A 17812-nucleotide genomic window follows, 5' to 3' on the forward strand; every position below is an offset into this window, starting at 1 on the left:
TAATTCATCTTTTGCTTGCATCAAACAAGCTTTTCTTTTCGTCTGTTGTCAGACTTTCGTATCCCGATTTCTTTAATTTATCAAGAATACGGTCTATTTCTTCGGATTGAGTTTTCTTTCGGGCGTTATAATCATAATCCTTCTGACGACTGCTTCCGTAATGTACTTTCATTTTCGGCTTGCGGGAAGTGAAACTGAAAAGAGAAGCCGTTGCGTCCAGAATTTTATTAATCCATGAAGTGAGATCTTTTCCCTTGCCGAGTCCGGCGGCAAACAAAAGTCCGGCGAGTGCACCTCCCAGATGGGCGATATGCCCTCCGGCATTGCTGGAAGTGATAAACAATAAATCCGTACCGATAACGATCAGCGCAAGATACTTCAGCCTGATAGTTCCGAAAAGAAACAGGCGTATCGGATAGTTGGGCTCACGATAGGCTGTAGCGGCTACAACGGCAAGCACGGAAGCGGACGCTCCCAGCATGAAAGAGTCTTCTGTCATGGGACGGAAATATGGAAATACGTTGTAAGCGGCCATATAAAGCACACCTCCGCAAATGCCTCCCAGAATATATACGCCCCGCAGATGTCTGGACGAGAAGAACTGCAGGAATAATGCGCCGAACCAGTAGAGCCACAGCATATTGAAAAGTATGTGCATCAGGCCTGCGTGCATGAACATGTATGTCAGCAATGACCACGGTTGGTCGGTGAAGCGGGTGAGTGATGCGGGAAGCTCCAGCCATTCGAACACGTCACCTAAGCTGCGGTTGAAAAGCTGTAACATGACTTCCGGCAACGTAGTGAGGATAAATGCCCCTACATTGATATAAATAAGCTGGATGTAAATGTTCCCTTTGCGGAACGTCTCCTTCAGGTCAGTTATAATAGTAGCCATTTCCTTTGTTCTTTTTTCTCCAGTACATAATCAGTATGAAGCCGAATACCATGCCTCCCAGATGTGCAAAGTGCGCCACGTTGTCACCGGGATTGTTGGCAAATCCGGAATACAACTCAATCAGGGCATATCCTATTACGAAATACTTGGCTTTGATGGGGACAGGAAGCGGGAAGATAAACATCTGTTGGTTGGGAAAAAGCATGCCGAATGCCAGTAATATGGCATATACGGCTCCCGAAGCACCCACGGTGGTCATCATATTAAGATATTCTTTCATGGGAATGACAGAGTAACCTGTATTCACACTGTCGTAGGCGGAGAGCACCGTTTCGTAGTGGATATATTGCACCGATTCCTGTATAAGTCCGGCGCCTATGCCGCATGCCAGATAGTAAAACAGGAAACGCTTAGGCCCCCATACCTGTTCGAGAATACGTCCGAACATCCAGACAGCAAACATATTGAAAAAAAGGTGGGTGAATCCGCCGTGCATAAACATGTATGTGATGAACTGTGCCACGTTGAAATTGTCGGCAAGAAAAAAATGCAAGCCTAAATATTCAGCGAGGTCAAAGCCATAGCTCTGAGCGACGATTGTGCCCAGAAACATCAATACGTTGATGATTAGAAGGTTTTTGGTTACTGTCGGTATGGTATTCATAATCTGTTATTACATTCAATTCGTGGCAAAAATACTAATTATTTCTGTTCTATAACAGAAAACGCGGCTCGTATTCCTCTTTTTCTTTATTTTCCCTTCTTTTTTTAATGTTTTTATTTGATATTCAGAAATATTGCTCTATTTTTGTGGAGGTTTGCGATGAAAATGAAGATATCTTTTGTGTAACATATTAATTAATTTTAAGTATTATGAATAAGGCGGAACTTATTAGCGCTATGGCAGCAGAAGCAGGTTTGACCAAAGCGGATTCAAAAAAAGCATTGGATGCATTTGTTGTATCGGTAACCAAGGCTATGAAAGCCGGTGAAAAAGTGTCATTGGTAGGTTTTGGAACTTTTGCGGTGGCAGAAAGATCGGCTCGTATGGGAATCAATCCTTCTACTAAAAAACCGATTGAGATTGCTGCAAAGAAAGTTGTTAAATTCAAGCCGGGTGCAGAATTGACTGCTGAATAAGCATAAGTATAATCAAAAGGAAGGAGGTGCAAGTAGTGCCTCCTTTTTTTTATAAGTTTTTTATCATTACAAAATGCCCATGAAATCCGTCACCTTGCAGGGCGTTATTCATTGCACTCACTGATTGAACCTGATTCAGTCAGGAACTGAAAGGCATTGAGTCAGGGACTGAAAGGCATTCAGTCAGGAACTCAATGTACCCCCTCTCAGAAGGTGTTCTGAACCGCCTGTCCAAATGAGAGGAATCTTAGATAAGAAGTCTTAATAAATTCCTTACGTTTGCAAGAGAGAACAAGTTCTTTCTTTACTCGCTTAATCGGAATTTTGCATTATCTTTGTACCCGGAAAATACTTTTGAATCATGAATATAGAACAGAAACTGGTTACGTCCGTCATCAGCGGACTGAAGGCACTGTACGGGCAAGATGTTCCTGCCGCACAAGTGCAGTTGCAGAAAACCAAAAAAGAATTTGAGGGACACCTCACGCTGGTTGTTTTTCCTTTCCTCCGCCTGTCAAGGAAGGGGCCTGAACAAACCGCACAGGAGATTGGTGAGTATCTGTTGGCAAACGAGCCTTCGGTAGCGGCATTCAATGTCATCAAGGGCTTTCTGAACCTTACTGTCGCCTCTTCTGCCTGGATTGAACTGTTGAACGGCATACATGCGGAAAGTTCGTATGGAATTGTGCCCGTCACCGACAAGTCGCCACTGGTGATGATTGAATACTCCTCTCCCAATACTAACAAACCGCTTCACCTGGGGCATGTCCGCAACAATTTGCTGGGCAATGCACTGGCAAATATCGTTGCTGCAAACGGCAATAAGGTGGTAAAGACAAATATTGTCAACGATCGTGGTATCCATATCTGCAAGTCCATGCTGGCATGGCAGAAGTATGGAGGTGGCGAGACGCCCGAAACTTCCGGAAAGAAGGGAGATCATCTGATCGGAGACTACTATGTGGCCTTTGACAAGCATTACAAAGCCGAAGTGAAAGAATTGATGTCTGAATTCCGGGACGAAGGCATGAGCGAGGAAGAAGCCAAGGCCAAAGCCGAAGCTGAATCTCCCTTGATGAAAGAAGCTCGCGAGATGCTCGTGAGATGGGAGGCCAACGATCCCGAAGTGCGTGCCCTCTGGAAGAAGATGAACGATTGGGTGTATGCCGGCTTTGATGAGACGTACAAGATGATGGGAGTGACTTTTGATAAAATTTATTATGAGTCAAATACTTATCTCGAAGGAAAAGAAAAAGTGATGGAAGGTTTGGAGAAAGGATTTTTCTATCGGAAAGAAGACGGTTCCGTATGGGCAGACCTTACCGGCGAGGGACTGGATCACAAGCTGCTTCTCCGTGCCGACGGTACTTCTGTCTATATGACCCAGGATATCGGTACTGCCAAATTGCGTTTTGCCGACTATCCCATCGACAAGATGATTTATGTGGTGGGCAACGAGCAGAACTATCACTTCCAGGTGCTCTCTATCCTGCTTGACAAGTTGGGCTTTGAATGGGGTAAAGGCTTGGTGCACTTCTCCTACGGTATGGTAGAGCTTCCCGAAGGTAAGATGAAAAGCCGTGAAGGTACAGTAGTGGATGCCGATGACTTGATGGCGGAAATGATTGAGACAGCCAAAGAGACCTCCGATGAACTGGGCAAGCTGGATGGCCTGACAAAAGAGGAGGCCGACAATATCGCCCGTATTGTAGGTTTGGGAGCTTTGAAGTATTTCATCCTGAAGGTGGATGCCCGCAAGAACATGACTTTCAATCCGAAAGAGTCCATTGACTTCAATGGTAATACAGGTCCGTTTATCCAATACACGTATGCCCGCATTCAGTCTGTATTGCGCAAGGCGAAAGAGGCCGGCATAGAGATTCCTGCCCGGTTGCCTGACGGCATAGAGCTGAGCGAGAAAGAAGAAGGGCTGATCCAGATGATTGCCGATTTCGCTTCTGTTGTAAAGCAGGCCGGTGAAGATTACAGCCCGTCTGTCATAGCCAACTATACGTATGATTTGGTGAAAGAATACAATCAATTCTATCATGATTTCAGTATTCTGCGCGAAGAAAACGAGGCTTTGAAGGTATTCCGCCTTGCTTTGTCTGAGAATGTGGCAAAAGTGGTTCGCCTTGGCATGGGATTGCTTGGCATTGAAGTGCCTGACAGGATGTAGAAACGTTCCGGATAATATAAATCATCCTCCTCTGTTGGGCCTTTGCCCGATAGAGGAGGATGATTTATATGGAGAGGTCTCTTTTATTTCTTTTCGGCTGTCTTGGTAGCGGTAGCTTTCGTTTTCTTGACCGTCGTTTTGGATGTTGTTGCCTTGGCCGTTTTGGTCGCTGCCTTTGCACCTCTCTTGGATTTGCTGCTTGGCGTTTTTTCGCTTTGCAGTTTCACAATCTCCAGACATGCCGTCAAACTCAGATCTTGCGGAACAATATCCTTGGGAATCTTATAATTGCTGCCCTTATAAGCAACATACGGGCCATAACGTCCGTTCATGATTTCCAGTTCGGGCTCTTCCTCAAACTTCTTGATATGTCTTTGGGCTTCGGCTTGCTGTTTTTCTTGTATCAGTTCTATGGCTTCTTCCAGAGTAACAGTCATTGGGTCTGCTGTTTTGGGCAAAGAAACATATACACGGTTGTGCTGGATATAGGGGCCGAAACGTCCGGTTCCTACCGTGACTGTTTTATCCTCATACTCACCGAGGGTACGGGGGAGTTTGAACAGGTCCAGAGCTTCTTCCAATGTTACAGTTTCAATGGACATATCTTTATTCAATTGGGCAAAGCGCGGTTTTTCCTCATCTTCGGCCGTACCTATTTGGACGACCGGCCCGAAGCGCCCTATTTTCACAGATACTTGTTTGCCTGTGGAGGGATCTGTACCCAGAATGCGTTCGCCTGCCTTGTGGGCGCTCTTGGTTGCAAGGGTGCTTTCTACCGATGGATGGAAGTTCTTATAGAATGTATTCAGGATGGCCGTCCATTGCTTGTCGCCTTCGGCGATTTCATCGAATTGCTTTTCAACGTTGGCAGTGAAGTTAAAATCAAGGATGTTCGGAAAGTATTCTATCAAGAAATCATTGACCACTATTCCGGTATCGGTAGGCAGTAATTTGGCTTTTTCCGCCCCGGTTATTTCAGTGCGTGTGGTGTCTGCTATCTGTCCGTTCTGCAGGCTCAATACATTATAGGCACGTTCTTCGCCCGGCTTCTCACCTTTCACTACATATTCGCGCTGTTGAATGGTGGAAATGGTGGGAGCGTATGTAGAAGGCCGTCCGATGCCCAATTCTTCCAGCTTGCGCACAAGGCTTGCTTCCGTGTAGCGGGCGGGATGCTGGGTGAAACGCTCAGTGGCAGTGATGTCCTCATACTGCAACTTCTGTCCTTTTTTTAAGGGAGGAAGCAGGCGGGCTTCGTCTTCCGACGTCTCGGAATCATCGTCGTATGATTCGCGGTAAACGCGAAGAAAACCATCGAACTTCACAATTTCTCCGGTGGCCGTGAATGTGTCTGCTTCATTGCCGATGCTGATGTTTACAGTGGTCTTTTCCAGTTCAGCGTCTGCCATCTGTGAAGCGATAGTACGCTTCCAGATCAGTTCGTACAACTTCCTTTCCTGGGGGCTTCCTTCTATCTTGGTATTCTCCATATAGGTGGGGCGGATGGCTTCGTGGGCCTCTTGTGCGCCTTTCGTCTTGGTGGCAAAATGGCGCGGGAATACGTAACGCTCACCCATCAGGTGCATTACGGCCTCTTTGCTGCTGTTCACGGCATATTCGGAGAGATTGACGGAGTCGGTACGCATGTAGGTGATGTTTCCTGATTCGTACAGGCGTTGCGCCACCATCATGGTCTGTGCCACGGTGAATCCCAATTTGCGGGCCGCTTCCTGTTGTAAGGTAGAGGTGGTGAATGGGGCGGCAGGAGTCCGTTTCACCGGGCGGGTTGTGATATCATTGATGATGAATGCGGCAGACTTACAACTTTCAAGAAGCTTCTGTGCTTCAGCTTTTGTCTTGATGCGACGTGCCAATTCTGCCTTCATCTCCACTTGTTTTCCGTCTGCGTCGGGAACCAGAAATATGGCGGTGACCCGGTAGGAAGCTTCTGTTCGGAAGGCATGTATTTCTCGTTCGCGTTCCACAATGAGGCGGACGGCTACCGATTGTACGCGGCCTGCGGAAAGTGCAGGCTTTACTTTCTTCCACAATACGGGTGAAAGTTCAAAGCCTACAATGCGATCCAGAATGCGGCGCGCCTGCTGGGCATCGACCAAGTTGATGTCAATATTACGGGGATTCTCAATCGCTTTCAGGATGGCTCCTTTAGTAATTTCATGGAATACGATGCGCTTGGTGTTCTCCGGTTTCAGTTTCAGGACTTCATATAAATGCCATGCAATGGCTTCTCCTTCACGGTCCTCATCGGAAGCTAACCATACGGTTTCAGCTTTTTCGGCTTCCTCTTTCAGTTGGGCCACGACTTTCTTTTTATCTGTGGGGATTTCATAATGCGGTTCAAAGTCTTTCTCAACATCAATGCTGAATTCTTTCTTCTTCAAATCGCGTATATGACCATAGCTGGAAAGAACTTTAAAATCCTTTCCCAAGAATTTTTCTATCGTTTTTGCTTTTGCCGGTGACTCGACAATGACAAGGTTTTTCTGCATAAATTTCTGTTTAATAGTGACTCCTGCCACTGAATTCGACCGCAAAAGTAGAAAAAAAAGATTCTTTCCACCTTATAATATAAGGAGAATTTAGCAAAAATGACCTTTTTTGTTCAAATTAGTTCTATGGCTTCTTACAATTCTATTAAAATAGGAAGCTCACTCCACCTGTGAAGTTGATGCCTTCTGACGGATATCCCCAATGCAACTGGTACTTTTTGTTCAACAGGTTGCTGAGGCGTGCATATACCGATATTCCATTGAAAATCTCGTAATTGCCGTTCAAATAGAGATTGCTGACGGGGGTTGCCTTTTCGCCTTCTGTCTTTTCGCGCGAAACATTCTGATAGCCAAGGCTGATCTGTACGGAGGAAGCAGGACGCAAGTCAATGCGGAGGTTACCCTCGAAGGCGGGTTGGAGATACAACATGGACTTTTGTGTGTCATTGATGCTCCAATCGCGGTAAAGACCCGACATCATGAATGAAACGATGCCTTTGTAGCTGTAACGCACTTCAGCCCCGGCATAAATGTTTCGTGTATTGGCAGAATGCAAGAGGAGTGCATTGATATAGGGACCGTCTGCTATATGTGCAGTAGGTGCTTGCGCTTGCAACAAATCATTTTTCAGGTCTTGCCATCCTCCGTACAAGTTAAACCATAAGCCGTTGACAGGGCTTGCCTTGAAGCCTATGGCTGCATTCAATTGTTCGTAAGTGGCATCGGGCTGCTCCGCAATCTCTCCATAGAGGCTGATGGCTTCCAGACGACGGAAGTCATTTTGTATTTTCCCTCCTTTGGCTTGAGCGTAAAGAATATAGCTGTCAGAGAAAGTGTATTGTGCGGTCACGTCAGGAGAAATTCTTAGCTGTTTGCCTAACCCGAAAGCCAAGTCAACATGTGCTCCAAGGCGGACTTTCCAGTCATCATTCAGGAAAAGATAATACGGATTCAGGTTGAGCATGGTGTGATTATCAAACCCGTTGCTGTTATAAAAGAAGTTATCCATGTCAAAGGCCACTCCCACGGACTGTTCCTCGCTGATGGAACCGGCAACATCGACTTTGGTGCGCACGATACCTTCTTTGGAGTTTGACAGGATAATGTCGTGCAGGCGTTCGTAAAACAATAAATTGGTTTCTGCACAGAAGCGGAGTGGCATATCCTTGTCTGTGGACTTTATACCGAAATGGATATTTCCCGATGTAAACTTCTGCCTGTCGTTGATTGAACCGGGCAGGAAGTTGAAATTGCTCAGACCGAATTTTCCGGCCACATTCAATTCTGATTTCTTGAAAGAATGTACATAGTCCATACCGGCATAGGTGTGGTAGTAGTAAGATATCCAGTCTTCCTTGTTTTCCGGTAGGTTCAGCTTGCCGTCCATGCCGTTCATGTGGAATGTCAGGTTAAGGCGGTCTCTGTTGGGCAAGGTAAACAGATAATTGGCACGTGCGTCCAGATTACCGTAGTTACCGTATCCTAATCGGACGTAGCCGGGCAAAGCTTTCTGTTGCGTTTCCTTGCCTGTGTAGGCTTGCATGGTGATAGCCGGGATTTCTCTTGCAGGCATCAGTGTGACGTCATATTCCACCTCTTTCTTGCTTATGGCGGGTGGTTCCACGTCGGGCAGCACGTTGACTTTTGAGGCATCCATGATGTCCGGATTATATTCCTGCTCTACAACAACCGTACGATTTACGGTAGAGTCTTTAACTTGCTTCTGTGCCTGTCCCTCTAAGGGGAAGGCTGTCAATGCCGTTCCTATGAGGATATATTGTAACTTTTTCATATAGCGCTATGGTTTATTTCAGTTTTTCCAGTCTCTCGTTAATCATGCTTTCGATATCGTCATCTGCCTGATAATTCTGTTGCAAGCTCAATAGATATTGGCGTGCGTCAAGTTTCTTGTTCATTGCGGCATATACGTCGGACAGAAGAATGAAACTGCGTGCCAGCCAATAGGTATGCGGAGTGCTCTGATCGATAAAATTAAGGATCTCTTTTTCGGCGGCGGTATATTCGTGTGCGTTGTAAAGTTGCTGTGCCACTAAATATTTTGCTTCTGCTCCGTGCAGGGTGCGTGTATCTTTGGCCAGAAGTTTGAGGTCGTCCATGGCTTTTTTGTTCGCTTTCTGGTTCAGGTAGGATTTGGCACGGTAGTATAAAGCTTCGCTATGGAGTTCGGGGGGTAACTTCGCTTCACCGAGAAGGGCTGTGGCGGCCTGTATGACTTCCGTGTCATTATTCATTGAGGCTGCACAGCGCAGTATGCCTGTCGAACCGAACCGGCGGTGTTCGGTGGTGGTGGCTTTGGTTTGTAGCTTTTTGTAGTCTGCAATTGCTTCGGCGTATTGCTTGCGGTTGAACAGGATTTCTCCATGCATCAGCAGAGCTTCTTCCGAATAAGTGTTATCCGGATATTCCAGTAATTTGCCTGCATGTTCCAGTACAGCTTCATCATCTTTTTGCTCCTTACCGATTATACAGAGATAATAATGTGCATTCAGACTGAATGAACCGTTCGGAAAGTTTTGCAGATAACGGGTGAGGCTGTTCTTGGCCGATGAGGCTTCGCCTTTCATGTAAATCTTTTCGGCTGCCATATAGGTCAGTGAGTCCTGCTCACTGGGGTCAAACCGGATTTCGCCCGGCATTTGTGAGGCAAGGGCGGCAAATTCATCTATACGGTTGGCATCTACATAAATGGACTTTAAATCGCGCATGGCAAGACGTGCTTCTTCACTGCCCGGGTATTGGGTGATGACGTGCTTGTAAGCTTCGATGGCACGGTCATAATCATTGTTTTGGTAGTAAAGCAAGCCGATTTCCGCAGCAGCTTTGCGACTGGCAGGGCTTTCGGGATATTTGCTCAGCAGCTCACGGAATGCGGCAATGGCCTGATGACTGTTGTTGCTTTGCACATAGGAACGGCCTTTCTCGTAAAGAGCGTTGACGGCATACGGAGAGCTTGGGTATTTGTTTGCCAAACGGTTCAGCAGGGAAATTTTTCCGTTATAGTCTTTCTGTAATCCTGCCACCAATGCCAGTTGATAAAAAGAATAATCTCCGGCAGGAGTTCCCAAGCTTTCAGCTTTTGTATAATATCGTTTGGCTTCGTCAAAACGGCGGACATGCAGGTTACAGTCACCGATACGGTTGCAGGCATCTGCCAAGGCGGTGGGATTCTTGCCTTTTTCCAATTGGATAAAGCTGCGGAAGTATCCTTCTGCCGTAGAGTAGTCTTTTTGATTGAAAGCGATGTAGGCAAGGTTATAGTATGCCAAAGCAAACATTTCTGTATTTCTTTCTCCGGTAAGGGTCAGATATTCGTTGAAATAACGTGCGGCTTCCCGCATCCGGTTCAGTCGATAGCAGGATTCGCCAAGCCAGTAAAGTGCATCTGCTTTTGTTTGCAAATTGTATTGTCCTAAGGCTATGCTTTGTCCGAAGTAGCCGATGGCTTGTTCAAATCCTGCGTTGGCAAAAGATTGTGTGCCGAGTTGGAATAGAATCTTCTGTTTGGCTTCCAGGATGGCTTTGCCGGGATGTGTGATGCGTTCGATGGATTTGAGGGCGGCATCATAACTACGGGTGTTCATATAAACCTCTACCAGATAACTGCCTACTTTGTCGGCGTATGGAGAATTGGGAAATTCGTTCAGGAATTTCTCAAATACAGTCACAGATTCGCCGAAAGCGGAATAAGCTGTTTCATGAATGCATAATGCGTAGTTGTAGGATGCTTGTTCCTTGATTTTCAAGTCGGAATTGCTGGCAGCCGCTTGTTCAAAGGCCATACGGGCTTTGGCTTTGTCCGCCAGTTGCAAATAGGCCAATCCCATGTGCAGATAGGCATTCTGCGAAAGTGCATCTTTCTCGGAGGTTACTTCACCGAGGATGGCAGGGACTTTGGAATATACGCCGCATTGGTAACAAGATATTCCCGACATATACAAAGCGTCTCTGCGGTGAATGGCTTCTGTACCATATTCCAGATATTTATCAAAAGAGGTCATAGCTTCGTGGAACTTTCCGGAATGGTATTCTGCCGTACCGAGTACACGGTACATCTCTGCCGTATAGGTTTGGCCGGGATGGGCGGACAGATAGTTTTGGGCAACGATTTCCGCTTTGTCATAATTCTTTTTTATCAGATAGATTTCTGCGATATAGTAGGGAACCAGTGCTTTGTATTTGTTATTGTCTTGCAAAGGCAGAAAGCCACTGAGAGCTTCTTCATGTCGTCCTTGGATATAGCGGATATAAGAGATATAATAATTGCAGTCTGCTGTGTATTTCCGGCCGGTGCTGCGCAGGGTTTCAAACCAGATGGCGGCTTCTTTGGCATTGCCGGTTTTCAAATAGCAGGTTGCCAGCCGGTAGGTCATGTCGTCTCGTTCTTCGGAGTCTAACAAGTCGAGACGGGAGGAGTTGAACATGGCAAGTGCGTCATCATATTTTGCTTCAAAAAAATATATGGATGCTATCAGCGCATAGATGCGGTTGGCATGAGGAGTGTCGGGATATTCTTCCAGAAAAGTCCTGAGTCGTTCCATGCTTTGAGGATTTCTGAGTTCATAGGAGGTACAGGCTAACATGTATTCAGCCTCCTGACGCTCTCCGGTGGCGGGCAAAGGCTTTCCTTTTGCATCTGTTTGTCGTATATAAGTTTGTAACGGAGAGATGGCTGCTGAATAAGCCTTTTGTTGGAACAAGGATTGTCCTTCCTGATAAAGTCTCTGGGCAGAGGTGTTTTTCTCGCTTGTTTGCGCAGTGGCGAGCAAAGGTGCGCAGCAAATTGCTGTGCAGAGTATTCGGGATATCTTATGTCTCATTTTCTTTAGAATAGGTGTTTTGCAAACATACGGGTTTTACCTTGGATTTGTTACACTTGTTTGGCTTTTTTAGGGAATCGGAGCTTTAATTTCCAAGAATTTTTCAAGTCCCTTGCGTATGGATCTCAGCCCGAACTCTTCTGCCCGGATTTCTTTTAGTGGCAGAAAGAATGCCTCGGCCGCATCGTCCATTGCCTTGAAGTGCACAGTATCGGTCACGGTGCAACGGAAAAACATATCCAATGTTTGTACCGGAAATCCGGAATAAATATAGGTATTAGGCAGAGAGAACAGGTATTCTGCTTTGGTTACTTCCATGCCTGTTTCTTCCTTTACTTCACGGCTGACACCCTCTTCACCGGTTTCTGCTATGTCGATAAAGCCTCCGGGGAGGTCGAGTGTACCTTGGGCCGGCTCTTTGGCGCGTCGGCACACCAGCAGTTCATTCTGTTCGTTCAGAATCAGAGCTACGGTAGCCGAGGAGGGATTGAAGTAATAGACAAAACCGCAGTCGGCACATTGTTTGGACTTGCAGTTGTTAACCCCGAAATGTGCGGAACCGCATTTTGGACAGTATTTGAATTGGGAAAGAGGATGTTCCATCATTGAAATGTTTTTGTTGACCACAAAGATAATGCAAAATTCATTTTCCGCAAACAGGGAGAAGTGAGGATGTGGCAGGGCAAAGTTTGGTAAATATTGTGGAAAGTTTTATATTTGGCAGCCTTTTCAACAAGGGCAGGAATTCCGGATATAATGTAGTGAAATGTGTCGGATTTATGAGAGAAATATGATAAAAGTAGCTTTTATAGGTGTAGGCTATCGTGGCAGGCAACTGTTGCGTTTGTTGCAGTGTCTTCCCGCTTTCCGGGTAGTGGCACTTGCCGATCCTGGGATAGAGCCTTCTGATTTTCAGGGTATCCCTTGTTATAACCGGGGAAAAGATGATTATTTGAATATGCTTGAAGAACATGCTCCTGAACTGGTGTTTGTTGCTTCTCCCTGGCAATGCCACGTGCAGCATGCTTTGCAGTGTGCAGGTCGTGGATGTCACGTTGCTCTGGAAATTAAAGGAGGACTTTATATAGATGAATATGAGCCTTTGGTTCAGCAGGCAGAATCCCGTGGATGCCGTGTGTATCCCTTGGAAAATACACTCTTCATGCGTGAGAACCTCTCTGTCTGTAATCTGGTGGGGGCAGGTTTACTGGGGGAGATTGTTTATATGCGTGGAGGTTATCGGCACGATTTGCGCCGCTTGTTGCTGGATGACGCAGGAAATATAGGCAACCGGGGGAAGACGGAAAGCGTTTGGCGCAGCAAGTTTTATCAAGAGGAGAATGGTGACCTTTATCCCACGCATGGACTGGCTCCTCTTTGTATGATTGCGGGTATTAACCGGAAAGACAAGATCAAATGTCTGACTTCATTTGCTTCCAAACCGGCAGGTTTGATGCAACGTATCAGGGATTTGGGAGGGAATACCTCTGTAGATATACGAACGGGGGATGTTGTGGTCACCCAGTTGGAGACAGAGAAAGGGATACTTATCTCGTTGACGCATGATACTACATTGCCTCGTCCGCGCAGCCTGGATTTTGAGATACAAGGAACAAAAGGAATATGGCAGGGAGATGGGCGGAGAATATATGTAGAGGGTCGGAGTCCTGATGAGGCTTGGGAACCGGATGCGGTATATATAGACCGTTATGAGCATGACTATTGGCGATGGTGGGGACACGAAGCTTTGGAGCAGGATACCCATCATCAGGGTATGGACTATATCATGCTGAAAGCCTTGGAGGCGGATTTGAAAGATGAAGTTCCTTATCCGGCGACGCTTGATGACTTGGCATTGTGGACTTCCGTTACTCCGTGGTCTGAACAATCTATTGCGGAAAGAAAAACAGTGAGATTGTAAGGCGGGGGATAATGAAATAAAAGAAGGAGGGTGTGTAGAAACTCTCCTTCTTTTATTCGTGGAAGCCAGACATTTACTTCTTTTTGTGGATGTACCAGTCCGTGGCTTTTGTTCCTTTGCTTTCCGCCCAAGTTCTGAACAGAGGATATTGGGTGTCATCGTCAATGCGCTTCATTTCATCGGCTACCTTGAAGCCGAGGATGGGGAGTTCGACTGCAAACGGATATTTCCCGTCTTTTTTGATGAAGTATGCGTCATCTTGGGTATAATTTTCCGATTTGTCGGCATAAGAAGTACTTTCACGTTTCGGCAGATGTATTTCCGTGCGCGATGTAGCTCCTGCTACATAGTTTGAGATGATAAAAGGATTGTAATCTTTCAGGTCGGCTTTGTCGAACGGAGTACTGAACTCTCTGGTGATGACATACTCTTTGCCAACCGCTTCTTTGCAGTTTTCAAAGACTATGATGCTGTTAGTGGCTGTCTCTATTATGCCATCGCCGCTTACGCTTCCTAATTGTCCTGCTCCCACTTGATAGGCGAAGGCATCGGTTATTTGTGCACCGCAGTGTATGGCACGGAAAGTATCCACTATCTTCTTTACCATGTTGTCCTTGTCGAAAGTTACGGCACGATTGTATTCCACTACTACGTCGTTCATGTCATAGTCTCCCCCTTTGGGCCATATATCTTCGAAAGCCAGTGTGCCAGTCTTGTTTTCTGTAACGTCGGGCACTTCTACCTCTCCGCCTTCATCGATGGAAGGACGTCCGGGATTTTCTGGGTTAACGATGGCTTCCATCGGATTGGCTTCTACATAGAACAGCAGGTCCTTGTAATTCGTATCGCCGCCGTCTTCCACGCCAATGATGAGTTTTCCGCTTTTTTTGTCATACACCGTGATGAACTGCTGTTCTTCATCATTGGAAGATAGTATGGGGCGATTGGCGTTGATCTCATAATTATTGGTGTCGCGTTGGTCGTTATGTCTCCATTTGTCACTGTTGTACTCATCGTAATATCTGCCGTTGAAGCCGTCACTTACCATGAACCAGCCTATGGTATATCCTGCGGGGAATTGCTCGCTGGCAGATTGGTTTCCGTCTTCTCCGAAGTATTTCAGGCGGACTTTGTCTCCACTTTTGAGGATTGTCTTTGAAGTAATCTGTTTCATCCATGGGGTAAGATGGTCTGTCTTTGCCACATTCGGGAAGATGATATATTTCTTCACTTGCGACATATCCGTGGGAGGAGTGGTTCCTTTATAATAATAGTAACCGAAAGAATTACGATACGCTCCGCTTTGCTCAAGGAATATAAAATCAATGGTGGCGCTTTCTACATCTTTGCCGGCTGCGGTTTTGGGGCTGATGTAGATATTGGTCTTTTCGGCATTTGCTAAAAGATGCGCATTGCTTCCATTGTTGTTTTTGCATGATGATTCCAGATTCTTATCTATACGGTCGGCCAAAGAACCGATTTTTTCACTGTTTACATTTGTGACTGTTTTTGTATAGTTGTAGTACAATTGTCCGTATGTTTTCCATTTGCAGAGGGAATACAGGCTTTTACCGGCATTCAGTGTGTAGGGAGCTTGACCTCTAAATTGATAAGCGCGTGTTTCCGGTTCTGTTTCACGGTTTATTGTGCCGTCAAAGGATGCAATGCCGTTTTCAATGCCCAGTTCCAGGCATCTTGGTACTCCGGCGGCATCGGTATAAAGGAATATTTTGTCAAACATGGCAGGCACGGTCATGATACCATTATATTTACCGTCTTCATCGGTATAAGCTTTGAATATAGGTTCCACATCGGCTTTCTTCTTCAGTTCGGCGGTACTTCCGTCGATGGGGTTCTCGGTATATACTTCAAGCAGAGCCTTGCATCCCGGTAAATCATAGTTTACATTCAGTTTCACTTCACTTGTCGTTTTGAAGCCGAAGTAAGTATCCATGGCAGGTAACTGATCCTTTCTGTGATTGGGATCGTAAACTTCATTTTGGTTCATACATCCACCGGATATACCAACTAATAGGGAGATACATCCGATTGCAGCAATTTTGTTAATATACTCTTTTCTCATGTTTAATAGATGATTTTACTGTAATTCTTTTGTATATAGGAGTTTATCCGCTGCAAAATTATGAATAAGTTGTTATATATACAAGTTTTATGATGAAAATATACAATTATTGGCAAGCATAGTCAATAAATGTTCTGTCTCAGAGTCTGTCGTTTATGTCTCTGAGATGCAATTTTGCCAATGGATTGGTGCTTGTTTTATAGATAAATTTATGTGAATAGGTATGCGGGCTTATATCCAAATTCTCAAATTTGGATTATTTGACATATAACTCGGATTATAATGCTAAATATATGGGTTAAATGGAATATTTTTTCTCTATATAGATACGTTTTCCGGGGGTATTTATTGTTCGTTCTTAAAAATTGCTTAGATCTATCAGTCCGAAGTCAGGATCCTTTTCGGGTTGCCAAGTACGTACATGTATGATAGGTTCTTTCGGGTTGTTGAGATCCACCATGAGGAACAGATAGCCGGTGTCTCCATAACTGGAAGAGAAGTAGTCCTGTTTTATCTGGATGCCGTAAATCTCACCGCCCACACCCGACTTGCGGACTTGGTTGTCGGCAAACCGTAGGTTCACGAATTCGCTGCTGTTGAAGATGTGTTTCAGTTTCTTCATGTATTCTTGCTTGGTCTGCTTGGTATATACCACCATGTTCCGGTCCATGGGCTGGCGCTCGCCGGCTCCGGCCGACTTCACGATGGAGCCGGTGATGATCAGTGCGTCGTCCGAGAAAATGCTGTTGATGTAGTCATACCGTTTCAGGGCATAGGCTGTCTTGTAGTTTTCCAGAAAGTTTATCAGCACGTTGCGCACTGTGTCTCCCCAAGAGGTGTGGTTCATGATGTCGTCCACGGCGGGCTTGTTCAGGCCGAAGGACAGTCCGTCCACCTTGCCGTCTTTGGTGAGGCTGAATACGACGTCTTCCACGAAGGTGCGGCGGTTGTCCGCAAAGTTGAAGCTCATGGGCAGGCTGCGGCAGATGATTTCGCCTTCGCATTCCAGGTATTGATAGGCGGGCTGGCGTATGATGCGGGCGTTGCCGAACTTGATGAGGCGGTTGAACATCTCATATCCGTTTGCGGTGCACAGAGATTGCACGCCGGCATAGTTGCGCGAACGGATGGCGTCTTCTATTTTTTCTAAGGTGGCACGATAGACGGCTGCGCTGTCGGCGCTGAGGAAGTGCATGCCTTTGTCGCTTGCTTTGGGAGCGTTTCCACCGGCAAGATCTGCACCTGTGGCTGTTTCTTCGCCATTCAGCTTCAGGTAGGCATTGCGCATGGCTACGGGACTGACGGTTTCTATCACTTCGGCAAGTTCACTGTCTATGTTGGCTTCGCCTTCAAACATATATTCTGTCTTGACGGAAAGCCCTTTGGCGCTTGCCATGGCAGGCAGTTCGATGACTCCCCTGCCGTCTTTGGCGGAGAAGATGTTGGACCAGTCCCGGCCGTCGAAGTAGGTGTAATCATAGTTTCGCGCCGGCTTTCCTTTGTAGGTCACTTTGACGTTGACGTTTTTCAGCGAGGCATCGGTTTGCACGTCTTCAATGTCAAGCTGGATGTGCGAGAAGATGTCGTTCATCTGTTTGGGAATCCATGTCGAGAGCAGTTGGTCATTGCCGTCTTCATCTTTCATGGTGAGGAAGTTGCCGTCGGGATAGCTTTGCAGCAGAATGGTGGCCCAATAATAGTAGCGCAGGGCGTCGGCCACTTGTGCTTTCTTTTCCGCCTGTATGGCTTCTTGGGTGAAGTTCAGTATCTTGTTCTTTCTTCCTTCGAAGATGCGCTGTATCTCACTTACTTTGATATAGCGCATGACGGCGGCATCCGGTTCGTTCTGTATGACGATGCGGCGGGTGTTGTTCAGCGTTGCGCGCGAGTAGGTGTTGATGACGGACTTGAACGATTCGCTGGCTGTGGCCTGTTCCCCGTTCTGTCCGCCTACGGTCTGCTGGTCGAAGCTGGCCGATACTTTGGTGGATATTTGGCTGATGAGTGCTGCTAAGGCGCTGTTGTCGGCTTGCTTCAGGGTGGTTGCGTTTCCTGTTCCCCAAAGGTAGTCGGGGTTGTTCTGGATTTCTTCGACGGACTGGGCGCCGATGCTTGCCGGGATGGATAGAAGTGCAATGAGAAGAAAGAGAAAGCTATTTTTCATGTCAAAAAAGTGTGTTTTGTTTAATCGAGGGCAAAAGTAGAAAGTTTTTCTTACAGGACAATGATAAATATTTGTTTTTTTT

General features: G+C 46.2%; 11 protein-coding genes. 3 read left to right on the forward strand and 8 right to left on the reverse strand.

Annotated elements, in window-relative coordinates; genetic code table 11:
* Nucleotides 1-4: 4 nt before the first annotated feature.
* Nucleotides 5-895: a rhomboid family protein gene (locus tag BACHE_RS04640; RefSeq protein ID WP_013546555.1), complete on the reverse strand. Its 891-nt coding sequence runs from the start codon at nt 893-895 to the stop codon at nt 5-7.
* On the reverse strand, nt 876-1559 hold the full coding sequence (locus BACHE_RS04645; RefSeq protein WP_013546556.1) for a rhomboid family intramembrane serine protease: 684 nt from the start codon (nt 1557-1559) through the stop codon (nt 876-878). The genes BACHE_RS04640 and BACHE_RS04645 overlap by 20 nt, the downstream gene beginning before the upstream one ends.
* Before the next feature lie 209 nt (nt 1560-1768).
* On the opposite strand from BACHE_RS04645, the gene BACHE_RS04650 reads away from it, so the two are divergent.
* Both BACHE_RS04650 and argS read left to right on the forward strand, forming a co-directional pair.
* On the forward strand, nt 1769-2035 hold the full coding sequence (locus tag BACHE_RS04650) for an HU family DNA-binding protein (RefSeq protein ID WP_013546557.1): 267 nt from the start codon (nt 1769-1771) through the stop codon (nt 2033-2035).
* Nucleotides 2036-2396: 361 nt separating this feature from the next.
* Entirely contained in the window at nt 2397-4214 is a 1818-nt protein-coding gene (gene argS / locus BACHE_RS04655; protein ID WP_013546558.1) for an arginine--tRNA ligase, read from the forward strand.
* Nucleotides 4215-4297: 83 nt separating this feature from the next.
* Here the strand turns inward: argS and topA are convergent, their stop codons facing one another.
* The 4 genes from topA to BACHE_RS04675 all read right to left on the reverse strand — a co-directional run bounded on the left by topA (nt 4298) and on the right by BACHE_RS04675 (nt 12165).
* Nucleotides 4298-6724: a type I DNA topoisomerase gene (topA, locus tag BACHE_RS04660; RefSeq protein ID WP_013546559.1), complete on the reverse strand. Its 2427-nt coding sequence runs from the start codon at nt 6722-6724 to the stop codon at nt 4298-4300.
* Nucleotides 6725-6869: 145 nt separating this feature from the next.
* A complete protein-coding gene (locus BACHE_RS04665) occupies nt 6870-8516 on the reverse strand; it encodes a TonB-dependent receptor (protein ID WP_013546560.1) in 1647 nt (548 codons plus the stop codon).
* 13 nt (nt 8517-8529) lie between these two features.
* Nucleotides 8530-11562, reverse strand: a complete 3033-nt coding sequence (locus BACHE_RS04670) for a tetratricopeptide repeat protein (RefSeq protein WP_013546561.1) — start codon at nt 11560-11562, stop codon at nt 8530-8532.
* A 69-nt stretch (nt 11563-11631) separates the two neighbouring features.
* Nucleotides 11632-12165 carry an NUDIX hydrolase gene (locus BACHE_RS04675; protein WP_013546562.1) on the reverse strand — a complete coding sequence of 178 codons (534 nt, stop codon included), beginning with the start codon at nt 12163-12165 and terminating at the stop codon, nt 11632-11634.
* Between the two features lie 187 nt (nt 12166-12352).
* Between BACHE_RS04675 and BACHE_RS04680 the strand changes: the two genes are divergently transcribed.
* Complete coding sequence (locus BACHE_RS04680; protein ID WP_041579198.1) at nt 12353-13483, forward strand: Gfo/Idh/MocA family protein; 1131 nt, start codon at nt 12353-12355, stop codon at nt 13481-13483.
* Between the two features lie 73 nt (nt 13484-13556).
* Here the strand turns inward: BACHE_RS04680 and BACHE_RS04685 are convergent, their stop codons facing one another.
* Nucleotides 13557-15566: an LruC domain-containing protein gene (locus BACHE_RS04685; protein ID WP_013546564.1), complete on the reverse strand. Its 2010-nt coding sequence runs from the start codon at nt 15564-15566 to the stop codon at nt 13557-13559.
* 358 nt (nt 15567-15924) lie between these two features.
* On the reverse strand, nt 15925-17730 hold the full coding sequence (locus tag BACHE_RS04690; protein WP_041579199.1) for an LPP20 family lipoprotein: 1806 nt from the start codon (nt 17728-17730) through the stop codon (nt 15925-15927).
* Nucleotides 17731-17812 lie beyond the last annotated feature (82 nt).

The organism is Bacteroides helcogenes P 36-108 (assembly GCF_000186225.1).
Taxonomy (GTDB): Bacteria; Bacteroidota; Bacteroidia; order Bacteroidales; family Bacteroidaceae; genus Bacteroides; species Bacteroides helcogenes.